The following is a 16,226-nucleotide window of genomic DNA, read 5'->3' on the forward strand; positions in this document are numbered from 1 at the left end:
GACCGGGGGTTTTTAGCTTTTATCAACTTTTATAATGTTTTTAATGTGCAATTAAGGTTTAAGGTACAAAATAAAAACAGTTAACAAACACCTTGATTCTAAGGGTTAAGGAGGAGATACATGATGGACGATTACAAAAACAAAAACTCAAATTCCCGGTACGGAGAGCAGGATGATCAGAGGAATGGATCGAATGAGCGAAAAAATGACTCTTCCTACTATTATTCATATGGTCCGTTCTCATCCATGAATTCCAATGATCAGCGTTCTGGTTCATCCGAGGCAGATGCGCCCCGTCGGGAGGAGGTTCAGATGACCCCACCAGATCCGATCAAGCCGATTCCATTAGGCTATCGTGATTCATCCCATTCATCCAGCCAAGGCCGCCCTGAAGGTAATGGTCGTGGAGAAGGGAATTGGAATTTCAAGCAGAGCAAGCAACCTAAATCAGGCTCATCCTTCAAGTCGATGTTTCTCTCGTTCATGGCTGGAGCGCTTGTCATTACCGCGCTGATGTATACATCAGATGTAACGAATCTGTTCACAGGCAAGAGTGCTCTCGCACCGGCTGTTCAGCAGGAGCAGTCATCGGGCTCAAGCAACAATGGCAACAGCTCCAATGCAGTGACAGCGTCATTGCCAGCCGGGGCAGCGGATGTACAATCCGTCGTGAAGACAGCCAGTCCAGCGGTCGTGAAGATTGAGACACTTGTTAAGCAGTCCAGTGGTCGCAGCCGCCAGAGCAGCCCCTACTTTAATGATCCGCTCTATCAATATTTCTTTGGAGATCAGGGAGGGAGCAACAGCCAGAATAACTCCAACTCTGGCAATGGCCAATTGACCCCGCTGGGAATTGGCTCAGGTTTTATTTTCGATAAAACAGGCTATATTCTGACCAACAATCACGTAATTGATGGAGCAGATGTAGTACAAGTAACACTGGAGAACAACAACAAGCCTTTCGAGGCGAAGGTACTCGGCAGCAGTGCTGACCTGGATCTTGCTGTATTGAAGATTGAAGGGGACAACTTCCCGACCGTCCAGCTTGGTGATTCGGATCAGGCACAGGTAGGGGAATGGATGGTTGCGATCGGTAATCCCGAGGGCTTCGAGCATTCCGTTACTGCAGGAGTTCTTAGTGCGACAGGACGTACCATTACGATCAACGACCAATCTACTGGACGCCCAACGCAGTATAAGAATCTGATACAGACAGATGCCTCCATCAACCCAGGTAACTCTGGTGGTCCGCTCTTGAACTTGCAGGGGCAAGTCATTGGCATGAACGTAGCCGTTAGTGCGGATGCACAGGGTATTGGCTTCGCCATCCCATCCAATACGATCAAGTCCGTCGTGGAGAAGCTGAAGAACAATCAGGAGATTCCGAAAGAGCCTGTGCCGTTCATTGGCGCTACATTGATGAATCTGACACCTGAGGTGGCTAAGGAAATGGATACTTCCCTGACAGAAGGCTCTGTCGTGGGAGAGGTCATTTACAGATCACCCGCCTATCAAGCGGACCTGCGTTCGTATGATATCATCATCGGGGCTAATGGAACGAAGTATGCAACGACGCAAGAGCTGATCGACTTTATTCAGAAGCAATCCGTAGGATCGACCATTACATTGAATATCGAACGCTTCGGTAAGAAGATCGACTTGCCGGTGAAGATCGGCAATAAGAATGATTTTAATACGAATCAGACGACTACACCTGGCAGCACACAGCAGCCATAAAACATGAGTTAAGCGAAGCAAAGGGGCTTTTGGCAACGGATCTCCTTTGCTTCGTTTTTTTATGATGAACCTGCTACAATAGATGTAGCTTATGATAAGAAGGAGTCCGATCGTTGATGCGTTCAAGAATACTGATTATTGATGATGATGATAAAATTGTGTCCATGCTTCGTCGTGGTCTTGCCTTTGATGGATATGAGGTTGCAACAGCCTCGAATGGTGCAGAGGGCTTGACCCAGATGCTATCGCAGGAGCCAGATCTACTGGTACTGGATGTCATGATGCCGCAGGTTGATGGCTTTGAGGTATGCCGAAGACTTCGGGCAGCAGGGAGTACGGTTCCAATCCTGATGCTGACGGCCAAGGATGAGGTAGAGAATCGGGTGAAAGGACTGGACACAGGGGCCGACGATTATTTGGTCAAGCCTTTCGCACTGGAGGAGTTACTTGCCCGTGTAAGAGCACTACTGCGCCGCAAATCAGAACAGCAGTCGGGTGCAGGGCAGGCGCTGACCTTCGAGGATTTGATGCTGGATATGGATTCACGTGAGGTGGTCCGGGGCGGACATCGCCTGGAGTTGACGGCCAAGGAGTTCGAATTGCTGCATTTATTCATGCAAAATCCCAAGCGTGTGCTATCTCGTGATCTTATCATGGATAAAATCTGGGGGTACGATTACAGCGGTGAATCCAATGTATTAGAGGTGTACATTGCGATGCTGCGTCAGAAGACAGAGGAGTATGGTGGGAAGCGTATTATTCAGACCATTCGTGGGGCTGGCTACATCTTGAGAGGTGACTCATAGCATGTCGATTCGCTGGCGGTTAACCGCCTGGTATTCCAGTATTCTTGCTTTTGTATTACTTGTATTTGGTATAGCTATATATGCTCTGGTTAATTTCTATACCTACAACGAAGTGAAGAATTTGATCCTGGAGCAGACACCGCGCATCCGGGAACAGCTGAAGCTGACGATTAACTCTGGCAGTATTTTGCATGGAACCGAGCCGAATCTGGATCTGAGACTGACCGGTACCAGTGTGGAAAGAAGCCAGCTTTATGTGCAAATATATAATTATACCTCTGATGTACTGAAGAAATCGAACAATCTGGTAGAGCTACAGATGGAGCTGCCAGTTCCAGCTACACCAGAGCAGGCGATTCAGGAGCAGGGCTTCACGAAGGTGAGCGTAGGCAGCAATCCCTTCATGGTCTATCAAAGGCCGATTGTGCTAGATCAGCAAGTGATAGGTCTACTGCAGATCGCTCAATTCACGGGGTCTCAGGATCGACTGATGACCAGACTGGAAAATGTGCTTGTATACGGATCACTGGTTGCGTTATTTGCAGCAGCGACCATGGGCTGGTTCCTGGCGACCAAGTCCATGAAGCCTCTGGTGAATGTAACCAAAGGGGCCAACCAGATTCAATCTGGCGATGATCTTAGTGTACGCATTGAGTATGATGGTCCACCCGATGAGATCGGACAGCTGATCGGAACGGTGAACAGTATGTTAGCTCGTACAGAGGGCTTCTATAAAGAGCTGGAGGATTCTTATGCCGCCCAGCGCCGATTCGTGGCAGATGCATCTCATGAGCTGCGGACACCATTGACAACGATCCGCGGTAATATTGAATTTTTGCAGAAAATGTGGACCACCGAGCAAAGCGACCGACCGGACATGGATGAGCATATGCGAATGGAGCTGTCGATGGAGGCAATTAATGATATTGCGGACGAAGGCAAGCGCATGAGTCGCCTAGTCAGTGATATGCTGTCGCTTGCCAGAGCTGATACAGGCCAGGTCATTGATAAGCAGCCTACTGCGCTGGAGCCACTAGTAAAGGAGGTGGCACGTCGGGCTCAGTATATGGACCGGACCGCTGAGTGGAGTGTAGGAGATCTGTCTGTGCTGAATGGTGTATATACGGATGGGAGCAAGGATTATTTGCAGCAAATGCTATTCATCTTCATAGATAATGCATTCAAGTATACGCCGGAGGGCAGAGTCAGCCTTGATGTGGCATTGTATCAGGGGCAGGTCGGTCTACGGATTAGCGATACCGGGATCGGGATGGATAAGAATGAGGTTCCTTATATTTTTGATCGCTTTTACCGGGCCGATGAGTCTAGAGGAGTGACGGAAGGAATAGGACTGGGACTGTCGATCGCCAAGTGGATTATCGATGAGCATAGCGGCTCAGTTGAGGTCGTGACACGACGCGGTGAAGGGACAACATTTATGATCTGGCTGCCAGTCAGCTTTTCGGCCCCGCTCGAATAGGGTATAATGTGACGTGAGCTCTATCACAATTATGTGATGCAGGGAAGTATGCTAGTGGATGATGATCAAGGGATGTTTACGACTCATCTTGCAGCAATTATCATAGAGCGGCCATTATGGAAATAGCGCTATACCGTCTTAGACTGTATACACGAGGCCGTCAGAAAGCAGGTGCTATCTTGGAGATCGTCAAAATTTCGCCGCGCGGATATTGCTACGGTGTGGTCGATGCCATGGTTATGGCTCGCCAGGCCGCGAAGAATCCTGATCTTCCGCGTCCGATTTATATACTTGGCATGATTGTTCATAACAGTCATGTCACCTCTTCCTTCGAAGAGGAGGGAGTTATTACGTTGGATGGCCCTAACCGACTAGAAATTCTGGAGCAGGTAGATCAGGGAACGGTCATCTTCACGGCACATGGTGTGTCACCGGAGGTACGAAGATTGGCCAAAGAGAAGGGCCTGACTACGGTCGATGCCACTTGTCCCGATGTGACCAAGACGCATGATCTGATTCGCGAGAAGGTTGCAGAAGGCTATGAAATTATCTATGTCGGCAAAAAAGGTCATCCCGAACCGGAAGGCGCCATCGGCATTGCACCAGATCGAGTTCATCTGATCGAGAAAGAGGATGAGATCGCCGAGCTGGAGCTGTCCGCCGACAAGATTATTATTACGAATCAGACGACCATGAGTCAGTGGGATATCAAGGCCATCATGAACAAGCTACAGGAGAAATTCCCGATAGCCGAGGTGCATAACGAGATCTGCCTTGCTACACAGGTTCGGCAGGAAGCCGTCGCTGGTCAAGCCGGTCAGGCTGAGTTGGTCATCGTGGTCGGTGACCCACGTAGCAACAACTCGAACCGTCTCGCTCAGGTATCGGAGGAGATTGCAGGAGTGAAGGCGTATCGAGTCGCGGATGTGACTGAGCTGAAGCAGGAATGGCTGCAGGGGATCCAGCGTGTCGCTGTGACCTCTGGAGCGTCCACGCCGACTCTGATTACGAAGGAAGTAGTACAGTATTTGGAGCAGTATGATCACGAGAAGCCTGAGACGTGGGAGATCAAGCGTACCATTGATAAGAGTAAGATTCTGCCGCCTGTGAGAAATAAGAGCAAGGCCTCTAGCACGACATAATTGTGATGGGGACGCAGACATGCGTAGCTGGTAACATGAAAACCAGTGTGAATTGTTCGTGAGTGGAGATCGCTACGGGCTCGAAGGCTTCTTCCGATCGCTGTTAAAGTCCTATTTCTTTTATTAACTAAGAGCATTAGCGGATGAAATCGTACTTTAAAGGCGAGCACTACGTTTCTCCAGAATTCCTTCGACCCTCCGCTATAGTGGGTGCATGTCTCGTACTTTCGATTAATGACCGGTTTAAAAACAACAAGCCCGTGATCCGTCAGGATCGCGGGCTTTTGGCATTTGGAGTGAGCTTCAAGTTAACCAGAGATATTGTTATGCAATTTTTCACAGCACGCACTCATGTAGAGTGCGACATTCCGTGGAAGGCGATGCTTGATAGTTACCAGCCAATTTCAATCCACGCACTCATGTAGAGTGCGACGAACAGATGACTCAAGCACGGAACCAACTGCAAGAATTTCAATCCACGCACTCATGTAGAGTGCGACTATCTCGCATCCAATAATACATGGAAGCCGAGGGATTTCAATCCACGCACTCATGTAGAGTGCGACAATATGTGGTCGCAGCTATAGACCCGTACGGCCAAATTTCAATCCACGCACTCATGTAGAGTGCGACGGAACGTGATCGATCTTGCAGCCTACCGGAAAGCATTTCAATCCACGCACTCATGTAGAGTGCGACAACAAGTTGTTATAGATTTTAATCATTTTCTTGGAATTTCAATCCACGCACTCATGTAGAGTGCGACAGCGGAAAACAGCGTATAAACGCTGTACCTAGCCTATATTTTACCTTATATCCATTAAAATGGAAGACTTCATGCGGCTTGAAATGCAGGTGTGTTCACGTTTTGTTCACATTCGACATGCTTTCGACAAAATCTGAGGTGCGAATGTCCCAGGGAAATCATGTGAGCTTGGCATTCGCCCCAAAAGATAGCTGGAAACAGCTCAGTTTTGGATATCTATTTTTAAAGTAACTTGAGCCACGGCAGTAGCGGAGGGTCGGAGGATTTCTGTAGAAACGAAGTGCTCGCATTTAAAGCATGATTTAATCCGCTAATTCTTTTATATAATATGAATGAATCAGGCTTTAACAGCGATCGAAAGAAACCTCCGAGCCCGTAGCCCTTCTCCACGTAGCCTTCCCAATCAGCTTTTCCAAGCACATAGCATTTCCATGTCGTTTCCCCGCACAACAGCTCCATTTTCACCTATTAACATGCCATGTCTCCACGAACAGCGGAGAATTCTGCAATTGCAGCCTCCATCCTCAAATCCCCCATTGAGTCAGACCTGCTTTGAAGCTTATAATATACAGGATTGGCAATACCGAAAATTTAAATTTTACAGAAAAGGTGTCATGCATGAGCATATTAAATGTAGAAAAATTGAGCCACGGCTTTGGTGACCGTGCTATTTTCAATGACGTATCCTTCCGCCTACTGAAGGGTGAGCACATCGGCCTCATTGGGGCGAACGGTGAAGGTAAATCGACCTTCATGAACATTATCACGGGCAAGCTCCAGCCAGATGAAGGCAAGGTAGAGTGGTCCAAGCGTATGCGTGTAGGTTATCTGGATCAGCATGCGGTGCTGAGCAAGGGACAATCCATTCGTGATGTGCTGCGCGGTGCGTTCCAGTACTTGTTCGATATGGAGCAGGAAATGAACGACATGTACGGAAAGATGGGTGACGTTACGCCAGAGGAGCTGGAAAAGCTGCTCGAAGAGGTGGGCACGATCCAGGACACTTTGACGAATCAGGATTTCTATCTGATTGACGCCAAGGTAGATGAGACGGCACGTGGACTTGGCCTGACGGATATTGGACTCGACAAGGACGTTCATGACCTAAGTGGTGGACAGCGCACCAAGGTGCTGCTGGCGAAGCTGCTTCTAGAGAAGCCCGATATTTTGCTGCTGGATGAGCCGACGAACTATCTGGACGAGCAGCACATTGAGTGGCTGAAGCGTTACCTGCAGGAATATGAGAATGCCTTCATTCTGATCTCGCACGATATTCCGTTCCTGAACAGTGTTATCAATCTTATTTATCATATGGAAAATCAGAGTCTCACACGTTACGTCGGTGATTACGATCATTTCCAGGAAGTATATGAGATGAAGAAGCAGCAGCTGGAGTCTGCCTACAAGCGTCAGCAGCAAGAGATCGCAGACCTGAAGGATTTTGTCGCACGCAACAAGGCTAGTGTCGCTACCCGCAACATGGCGATGTCGAGGCAGAAGAAGCTGGACAAGATGGAGATTATTGAGCTGGCAGCAGAGAAGCCGAAGCCGCAGTTCAATTTCAAGGATGCGAGAACTTCAGGCAAGCTGATCTTTGAGACGAATGGACTGGTGATCGGATACAACGAGCCGCTGTCCAGACCGCTGGATCTACGCATGGAGCGCGGACAGAAGATTGCGCTGGTCGGGGCGAACGGGATCGGTAAGACGACATTGATGCGGAGCATTTTGGGCGAAATTCCGGCACTGGAAGGCACTGTCCAACGTGGAGAGCATCTGGAGATCGGGTATTTCCAGCAGGAGATCAAGGAAGCTAACTATAACACCTGTATCGAAGAAATCTGGCAGGAGTTCCCTTCCTTTACCCAGTTTGAAGTGCGTGCGGCTCTGGCAAAGTGTGGTCTAACCACCAAGCATATCGAGAGCAAGGTTGCTGTCCTTAGTGGTGGCGAGAAGGCGAAAGTGCGCCTGTGCAAGCTCATTAATAACGAGACTAACCTGTTGGTGCTCGATGAGCCTACGAACCATTTGGATGTAGATGCCAAGGATGAGCTGAAGCGTGCACTCAAAGCCTATAAAGGAAGCATTCTGCTGATCTCTCACGAGCCTGAATTCTACCAGGATGTTGTTACAGACACTTGGAACTGCGAATCTTGGACAACGAAGGTATTCTAAGTAAAGCTCCCCGAGCGTAACTCTCTGGAAGCAGCGCATAAATACAACCTCTCCTGGCGGACACTATACATGGACAGCAGATTCATCTTCATCCCAAAGGACAGCTACTCCATGAGAAGCTTCACCTGATGTAAATGAGGAAGGAACTGTTGCTGGAAAGGAAGGTGCCGTCATGAGCAAAGGGTTCGAGAAAGAAGACAAGACAAATTACCCGGATATGGCTACCGTGGAGTCACAACGGAACGACCTGGCCTTTGAGGAATTTCCAGAAGGACCATATGGCTCATCCATTCCCTCCGCTAAGCTGGGGAAAAACACGCCATGGCGTGAGGACCAACGCTCACCGGGGCGATTTGACTATGAGGATCATGAGCAGCATGAAGGCATGACCCGAAATTATCCTGGAGAGGATGTCTACGACGCTGTTGTGCCTGATGGAAATCATGACAACGAGCTTAAAGGTAGCTGAAGCTTACATGAATAGGGCAAGAGAAGGGGCTGCGCCGAGCGCAGTCTCTTTTTTCTGCTGTCCGGTTCAGACCCAATCACACAGCTACACTTCTTACACTTCTTACACTTCTTACACCTCTTACACCTCTCACACGTCTCACTTGGATAACAAGCAATACAAGCAATACAAGCAATTACATGTCTCACGTGCATCATAGGGTTGACGAGGGCGGAAGAAATGCATATAATTACTTTAGTGATTAAAAGCTTAAAAGCGAACAAGCGTCTAAGCGTGTAAGTGCGTGGGTGTATAAGCAACTAAGTGCATGGGTGCGTAAGCAATAAGTGTTTGGTTCACAAGTACTTAAGTATTTAGCTGACAAGATGTCTTTTGAGTGTTCACAGAATGTTCAGTGTAAGAGAGAATTCAATGATTATTATTCGAACTACACAGTTGGCGTAGCGCCATGGAGCCATGATAAATTTCATTCACTAAGGGAGCGATGTTACGATGATCGTTATTACAAATCAGCTTATTGCCGAAGAACAAATTCAGGATATTGTCCGCGTGGTAGAAAAAGAAGGGCTGCAAGCCCACGTCTCCAGAGGTACGGACCGTACAGTCATTGGTCTGATTGGGGCGGTAGAGCCTAAGCTGTCTGAGCATTTGCGCCAGATGAAGGGTGTAGAGAAGGTTGTTAAGATTTCAAAGTCTTACAAGCTGGCAAGTCGGGATTTCCACCCGGAAAATACAGTTATTCGCATTAAGGATGTAGAAATTGGTGGTGGCGAGCTAGCTGTCATGGGTGGTCCTTGTGCGGTAGAGACGGCAGAGCAGATTGATGAGATCGCCAGACTGGTGAAGGCTGCTGGTGGGCAGATTCTGCGCGGAGGTGCCTTCAAGCCTCGTACAGGCCCTTACAGCTTCCAGGGGACAGGCGTAGAGGGACTCATCATGATGGCTGAAGCAGGCCAGAAGCATGGACTATTGACCATTACGGAAGTTATGACACCGGAGTATGTTGATATTTGTGCTGAGTATGCAGATATTCTGCAGGTCGGAACCCGTAATATGCAGAATTTCGATCTACTCCGCAAACTTGGAACCTGTGGTAAACCTGTTCTATTGAAACGTGGCTTCAGTTCTACTTACGACGAATTCCTGAATGCAGCTGAATACATCCTTGCTGGGGGAAATCCGAACGTTATGCTCTGTGAGCGTGGTATTCGTACTTTCGAATCTTACACTCGAAATACGCTGGATTTGTCTGCCATCCCAGTCCTGCAACAGCTGAGCCATCTCCCGGTTATTTCCGATCCGAGTCATGGTACAGGCAGAAGAGAGCTGGTGGCACCGATGACAAAGGCTTCCGTGGCTGCGGGTGCAGACGGTCTGATCATTGAGATGCATACAGATCCTGACAATTCTATGACAGGTGACGGAGTCCAATCTTTGTTCCCAGATCAATTCGCTGAGCTGCTGCAGCAGCTCGAACAGCTGGCACCGATTGTTGGTAAAACCTTTTCAACCCAGAAACAACCTCTGAATGCATTTCCTTCAAGCGTTAATGCATAAACGTTATAATGTGGAAAAGTATTTCACGTGAATCAAGCGAAAAGCCCGTCATGACGGGCTTTTTTAGCATTTTGAACCCGCTATAAAGCGTAAGAATATCTGACATGTGGATAAAAAATACCTGACATGAGTATTGACCCATGTCACATATGAGATTTATAATGACGGAAAGAAAAAAATCGCACATGAACATTGCTTTCATCAAGTAATCTTAATGTTCGGGAAAATTGGGAGGAAGAAGACATGTCCGTTGAAAAAGTATTGAAAACGATCCAAGAAAACAATATTGAGTGGGTAGACTTCCGTTTTGTCGATCTGTCTGGACGCGTGCATCACATCTCGCTTCCGGCTACTGCAGTAGATGAGGAAACATTTGTTAATGGTGTTGCATTCGACGGTTCTTCCATCCCGGGCTATCGTGGTATCGAGGAATCTGACATGGTTATGTTGCCAGATCCAGAAGCCATTTATATTGACCCGTTCACACAGCATCCTACATTGAATGTAATGTGTAACATCGTCACTCCTGACGGTGAACAATATGATCGTGACCCACGCGGAATCGCAGATAAGGCTGAAGCGTTCCTGAAGACTGCAGGTGTTGGTACGGCAGCGTTCTTCGCTCCTGAGTCCGAATTCTTCATCTTTGATGATGTTCGCTATGAGAGCACGATGAACAGTTCCTCCTACTTCGTGGATTCCGAAGAAGCAGCTTGGAACACGAACCGTAAGGAAGAGGGCGGTAACCTTGGCTTCAAGGTTGGCGTGAAGGGTGGATATGTACCAGTAGCTCCAGTAGATACTCAACAAGATATCCGTAGTGAAATGTGCCGCCTGCTTGAAGAAGCTGGTCTGAGCGTTGAGCGTCATCACCATGAAGTAGCTACAGCAGGTCAAGCAGAGATCAACTTCCGTTTCGATACGCTGAAGAAAACAGCAGATAACCTGTTGGTATACAAATACATTGTTCATAACACTGCTCGTCAATATGGTAAAGTAGCAACTTTCATGCCAAAACCACTGTTCGGTGATAACGGAAGCGGCATGCACGTTCACCAATCCATCTTCGATGGCGACACACCTTTGTTCTACGAAAAAGGCGCATATGCTAACCTGAGTGAGACAGCAATGCACTACATCGGCGGAATCCTGTATCATGCTCCTGCATTGATCGCTCTGACGAACCCGAGCACGAACTCCTTCAAGCGTCTGGTTCCTGGTTACGAAGCACCAGTTAACCTGGTATTCTCCAAAGGTAACCGTTCCGCAGCAGTTCGTATCCCGGTAGCAGCTGTTACACCTAAGGGCTGTCGTATCGAGTTCCGTACACCGGATTCCACAGCGAACCCTTACCTGGCATTTGCAGCTATGCTGATGGCTGGTCTGGATGGTATCAAGCGCAAGCTGAACCCTGTTGAGCTGGGCTATGGTCCACTGGATACTAACATTTACGAGCTGTCTGATGAAGAGAAGGGCAAAATCCGCAGCGTTCCAGGTACACTGGACGAAGCGCTGGATGCTCTGGAAGCTGACTTTGAGTTCTTGACTGAGGGTGGCGTATTTACCAAGGAATTCATTGATAACTACGTACAATTCAAGCGTTCTGAAGCAAAAGCTGTATCCATCCGTGTTCATCCACACGAGTACAGCCTCTACTTCGACTGCTAATACGATATTTGCAGCAATTCGGGACCTCCAGAGCTCTGGAGGTCTTTTGCTTGAGCGATCCTGAAGCAAGGAGCTTGAAGCACACGCGAAGAGTAGGAACGAACGTATGGGCAGCAGGCGTTATAGTAACGTAGGAATGAACGTATCAGGAGCGGGTGTTACATGAACGTAAGAAGGAGCCGCTTCTTACACCGTTGATATTACATCCAATGTTAGATATTAAATGTGACATTGTCATGTAACCGGAGTAGGAGAGCAAAGCTGACAAGCCACGTGTCAGCATCCCTGAGAATAGTAAATAATCGGAACCGAGGTATCCAGATGTAGTGGTGAAGCATTTCACAAAAACTTTGCAAAACGGTCTTGAAGCCCTTGAACACGCCATGGAATACTGCTATTATAAGCGATAATATTTGCATCTTGTGTAGATATGGGTGACCTGTTAAAGAATCCATGTTAACCAGTAGAGAGGATGGGAGTACTGTTGAGCAAGAGAGCCTATAATTTTAATGCGGGACCTGCGGCATTGCCGCTGAAGGTATTGGAACGCGCCCAAGCCGAGTTCGTTGATTTTCGTAATACGGGGATGTCTATTATGGAGATGTCTCATCGTGGTGCCGTGTATGAGTCTGTTCATAACGAAGCACAGGAACGTATTCTTCGCCTCTTGGGTAATCCGGAAGGCTACAAGGTACTGTTCCTCCAGGGTGGTGCCAGTACCCAGTTCGCCATGATTCCTATGAACTTCTTGGGCGAAGGCAAGACTGGTAGCTATGTGATGACTGGAAGCTGGGCGGACAAGGCGTTGAAAGAGGCCAAGCTCGTAGGAGAGACACATGTTGCAGCATCCTCAAAGGAATCAAGCTATATGAGTCTTCCGAACCTAAGCAATCTGGAGTTGCCAGAGTCGTCTGCATACTTGCATGTAACCTCTAATGAGACTATTGAAGGCGTACAGTTCCAATCGTACCCGAGTACAGGCAATGTGCCTTTGATTGCGGACATGTCCAGTGACATTTTCTGCCGGCCGTTGGATATTACCCAATTCGGTATGGTATATGCTGGAGCACAGAAGAATCTCGGTCCTTCCGGTGTAACGGTAGTCATTGCTCGTGAGGAGCTGCTTGCGGATTCTCCAGGACATATTCCTACCATGCTGCGCTACAGTACGTTCCTGAGTAATAATTCTCTCTATAATACACCGCCATCCTTCTCCGTCTATATGGTTAATGAGGTCGTGAAGTGGATTGAGGAAGAAGGTGGCTTGTCTGGTATTGAGGCGAAGAACCGTGATAAGGCCGGCTTGCTGTATCAGACGATTGACAACAGTGGTGGCTTCTATAAGGGCTGTGCCGATACAGAGAGCCGCTCTCTGATGAACGTAACGTTCAGATTGGCTACAGAGGAGCTAGAGAAGTTGTTTGCGAAGGAATCCGAGCAGGCAGGCTTCATCGGCCTCAAGGGTCATCGCAGCGTAGGAGGACTTAGAGCGTCGATCTATAACGCTGTTCCTTACGAGAGCTGTAGTGCTCTGGCTGATTTCATGGGTGATTTCCAGAAGCGTCATGGTTAAGTATAATGTAACAAGTATATAGCAGCACAAGATAACCTTCCTATGCTGGTAGCAATAGGAAGGTTTTTTCTTGAAATCGAAAAGGAGAAATGAAACATGGCATTACACATTGTATTAGTAGAACCGGAGATTCCCGCGAATACTGGGAACATTGCACGCACCTGTGCGGCCACGGGAGCACACCTGCATCTGGTGAGGCCCCTGGGGTTTCGTACAGATGATGCGACACTGAAGAGAGCAGGGCTGGACTACTGGCATGCTGTACACGTGGAATATCACGATTCCTTTGCTGAGGTTCAGCAAAAATATGCTGATGGCAGGTTTTTTTATGCAACGACGAAGGCGGAGAAGCGGTATTCTGACTTCAGCTATCGCGATCATGACTTTTTCGTATTTGGCAAGGAGACAAAAGGCCTACCCCAAGAGTTAATTTCTTCCAATAAAGAATGGTGTGTTCGAATGCCGATGTCGAACGATGTCAGGTCTTTGAATTTGTCGAATTCGGCTGCAATAATGGTGTATGAAGCCTTAAGACAGCTTGATTTTCCCGGTTTAATATGAAAAAACTTGTATGGAACAACAGTTATTTTTCATAAAACCTAAACAGATTAGGGCTATCGGACGATAACATATGTATGTGGTATTGCTGTTTTTTGTTAATGACACACCTGAATGGTGCTATAGACGTGCATATTTAAGCACGAAATCACAAATTCGGGTAGGATTCGACAAGAATTCGGCGAATTGTTGAATGGAGGTATAAACAGAGTCTTTATACCTAGCATTCATCAGTATAATCATCTTAACAGGAGAGGTGTCTAAATAAATGAAGCCTGCTGGTGTAGTTCGGAAAGTGGATCAGCTGGGAAGAATCGTCTTGCCCAAATCCCTAAGAAAACGATATCAAATGAATGAAGGAGATCCCGTAGAAATTCTGGTTCAAGGGGATCATATTATTCTGGAGCGTTATCGCCCTAAATGTGTGTTCTGTGGCTCCATGGAAGAAGTTAGTGAATTCAAGGATCGTTATATTTGCGGTCAATGCATGAGCGATATGACACAGCTCCCTAAGCATGCTTAAGAGCTCATGACAAAGAGCATCACGAGTATTTCGTGATGCTCTTTGTATAGTACATTAGCTTTCCTCCAAGCGCTATTCATACTTTCGAGGAGTGCTGATGTACCCTTAACTGTAATGTTATTTAAAGAACAAGAAGTGTGTGGGCACTGGACGAAGCCTTCCGTCGGAGGGCTTATTCACAACCCGTCCGTTCAGAATCATGGAGGAGGAGCCGCCACCGTCCAGATTGTAAGCATTCTGGACGCCCAGATTGAACATTTTGGCTTGTAGCTCCTCCAAGGTGGCCCCTGAGCTGCCCTGCTCATTGTAGCCATCAACGACAATAATCAGCAATTGGTCATCCTTATAATTGCCAATGACAGTACGTGGTGCACGCTTGGGTGTCGTCTTCCATTTCGCTGGAATGGCAACCTTCTGTCCGTTCTGAATGAGTACCGGTACGAAGGTAGCTCCAAATGAGGGCTGAAGGCCGTCAAGTGCAGCTTGATTTGCAAATTTACCGCCAATCAACCGACCTGACTGACTCAGACCGATAAAAGTCAGGTCCTTGAAGCTGGCCTGAAAGCCATTCACATATTTACCGTTCATTATAGTGGTGCTAAGCGGGTAACGCTTGCCCCCGCCATCAGCAAAGCCGCCAGCATTGATGCCAGCCACGGCCCCACTACGGGAGACGGCTCGCATTGTCGTCTCTGTACTGCCAGGCGTCCCCGTACCTAGGGACATCTGCATGGCCGTAGGATCCTTCAGCTTCACCTTCATGGCGTAGCCCTTGTAGGCACCGGGATTAACCTTGAACAGCTCGATAGTAATTCGATCACTGTTCACTCGCTCATAGGGCGTGCCTAGCTTAGCAGTTATTCGTCGATTGTATATGGTCTCAGGTCGGCTTGACTGCGCGGCAGCTGACTTGGCAATGCTGTTCATGGTCTGTGTCGTCTGCTTGTACAATTCGGCGGTCTTCTGAATGGATGTTACCGTATAGGATGCTGTATTCTCAGCTTCGTCCAGCTGGCCCATAATATGCTGGCTCTGGGCACTCCAATCACTTACAGGACCATACTTAATGTTAGTCTCTGGGAAGGCAAGCGGGCGATTCAGGAAGACCAAGAAGAGCAGAAGTCCAATAAACGGTGCTAACGTCATCATCATCAGACGGTTAAGTTGTTTGGCTTCCATTCTCATTTTAATAAGTCCATCTTCTTCTGCAGGGTGTCCAGCTGCTTCTTAACCTCGGCTAGTTGCGTATAGAGCTTGTTGCTATTGTCCGTCTTATCGCTCGCATTGTCCTTGGTGAACGTGAGCAGTTCATTCAACGAATCAACCTTGCCCTGCAACTCGTCCATTTCTTTGGACATCACGTCAAACTTTTGTTCATATTCCGCCTGCAGGCCTGCCATTTGTTGATCCACATGGCCCTGCACCTGGAACAGCATTTCTTGCTTCAGATGATTGCTGTACAGATAGGTTGCGGCTATACCGGCTAGGATCAGCACAACCCAGAGTATGAGAAAAGCCTTGACGGAAGGACTCTTCACCCGTTCGCTACGGCGTGATGCCGGAACTGTGGATGGTTCTGTAGAGTTCTGCATGAAATCACTCCCGTGGTGAATCCAATTCATAATCCATTTAGCCACAGCTAGTATGAATTGATTCTTTATAGTTCAATTTTCCAGTCTCATTCTATCACGGGCCTATACTAAATCGCAAAAATGTAATAGTTTCCAAGCTTGAATTATAAATGATTGCCCCTGAATTCTAATAAGAAACCT

13 protein-coding genes and 1 CRISPR repeat array are annotated in these 16,226 nt (G+C 47.8%); of the genes, 11 read left to right on the forward strand and 2 right to left on the reverse strand.

Annotation, left to right across the window (positions count from 1 at the left end; all coding sequences use genetic code 11):
• Positions 1-123 precede the first annotated feature (123 nt).
• The 11 genes from D328_RS29810 (at position 124) to D328_RS0125365 (ending at position 14,454) form a co-directional block, all read left to right on the forward strand.
• Complete coding sequence (locus tag D328_RS29810) at positions 124-1,737, forward strand: S1C family serine protease (protein WP_033413718.1); 1,614 nt, start codon at positions 124-126, stop codon at positions 1,735-1,737.
• Between the two features lie 116 nt (positions 1,738-1,853).
• Positions 1,854-2,543 carry a response regulator transcription factor gene (locus tag D328_RS0125320; RefSeq protein WP_018887847.1) on the forward strand — a complete coding sequence of 230 codons (690 nt, stop codon included), beginning with the start codon at positions 1,854-1,856 and terminating at the stop codon, positions 2,541-2,543.
• 1 nt (position 2,544) lies between these two features.
• Positions 2,545-4,023 carry a sensor histidine kinase gene (locus D328_RS0125325; RefSeq protein WP_018887848.1) on the forward strand — a complete coding sequence of 493 codons (1,479 nt, stop codon included), beginning with the start codon at positions 2,545-2,547 and terminating at the stop codon, positions 4,021-4,023.
• 179 nt (positions 4,024-4,202) lie between these two features.
• A complete protein-coding gene (locus D328_RS0125330) occupies positions 4,203-5,165 on the forward strand; it encodes a 4-hydroxy-3-methylbut-2-enyl diphosphate reductase (protein WP_026281374.1) in 963 nt (320 codons plus the stop codon).
• A 333-nt stretch (positions 5,166-5,498) separates the two neighbouring features.
• Positions 5,499-5,931: a CRISPR direct-repeat array (repeat unit 32 nt; unit sequence ATTTCAATCCACGCACTCATGTAGAGTGCGAC).
• A gap of 618 nt (positions 5,932-6,549) precedes the next feature.
• Positions 6,550-8,106, forward strand: a complete 1,557-nt coding sequence (locus D328_RS0125335; protein ID WP_018887850.1) for an ABC-F family ATP-binding cassette domain-containing protein — start codon at positions 6,550-6,552, stop codon at positions 8,104-8,106.
• A 172-nt stretch (positions 8,107-8,278) separates the two neighbouring features.
• A complete protein-coding gene (locus D328_RS0125340; RefSeq protein ID WP_018887851.1) occupies positions 8,279-8,575 on the forward strand; it encodes a hypothetical protein in 297 nt (98 codons plus the stop codon).
• 492 nt (positions 8,576-9,067) lie between these two features.
• Entirely contained in the window at positions 9,068-10,132 is a 1,065-nt protein-coding gene (aroF, locus tag D328_RS0125345; RefSeq protein WP_018887852.1) for a 3-deoxy-7-phosphoheptulonate synthase, read from the forward strand.
• Between the two features lie 243 nt (positions 10,133-10,375).
• On the forward strand, positions 10,376-11,800 hold the full coding sequence (glnA, locus tag D328_RS0125350) for a type I glutamate--ammonia ligase (RefSeq protein ID WP_018887853.1): 1,425 nt from the start codon (positions 10,376-10,378) through the stop codon (positions 11,798-11,800).
• Between the two features lie 481 nt (positions 11,801-12,281).
• Entirely contained in the window at positions 12,282-13,373 is a 1,092-nt protein-coding gene (gene serC / locus D328_RS0125355) for a 3-phosphoserine/phosphohydroxythreonine transaminase (RefSeq protein ID WP_205622144.1), read from the forward strand.
• A gap of 96 nt (positions 13,374-13,469) precedes the next feature.
• Positions 13,470-13,934, forward strand: coding sequence for a tRNA (uridine(34)/cytosine(34)/5-carboxymethylaminomethyluridine(34)-2'-O)-methyltransferase TrmL (gene trmL, locus D328_RS0125360; RefSeq protein ID WP_018887855.1), 465 nt, complete (start codon positions 13,470-13,472; stop codon positions 13,932-13,934).
• Between the two features lie 265 nt (positions 13,935-14,199).
• Positions 14,200-14,454: an AbrB/MazE/SpoVT family DNA-binding domain-containing protein gene (locus tag D328_RS0125365; protein WP_018887856.1), complete on the forward strand. Its 255-nt coding sequence runs from the start codon at positions 14,200-14,202 to the stop codon at positions 14,452-14,454.
• A 117-nt stretch (positions 14,455-14,571) separates the two neighbouring features.
• Here the strand turns inward: D328_RS0125365 and D328_RS0125370 are convergent, their stop codons facing one another.
• Both D328_RS0125370 and D328_RS0125375 read right to left on the reverse strand, forming a co-directional pair.
• Positions 14,572-15,639 (reverse strand): phosphodiester glycosidase family protein, encoded by a 1,068-nt coding sequence (locus D328_RS0125370; protein WP_018887857.1) that lies wholly within the window; start codon positions 15,637-15,639, stop codon positions 14,572-14,574.
• A complete protein-coding gene (locus tag D328_RS0125375; RefSeq protein WP_018887858.1) occupies positions 15,636-16,046 on the reverse strand; it encodes a hypothetical protein in 411 nt (136 codons plus the stop codon). The genes D328_RS0125370 and D328_RS0125375 overlap by 4 nt, the downstream gene beginning before the upstream one ends.
• Positions 16,047-16,226 lie beyond the last annotated feature (180 nt).

It is taken from the genome of Paenibacillus massiliensis 2301065 = DSM 16942, from assembly GCF_000377505.1.
Classification (GTDB): Bacteria; Bacillota; Bacilli; order Paenibacillales; family Paenibacillaceae; genus Paenibacillus; species Paenibacillus massiliensis.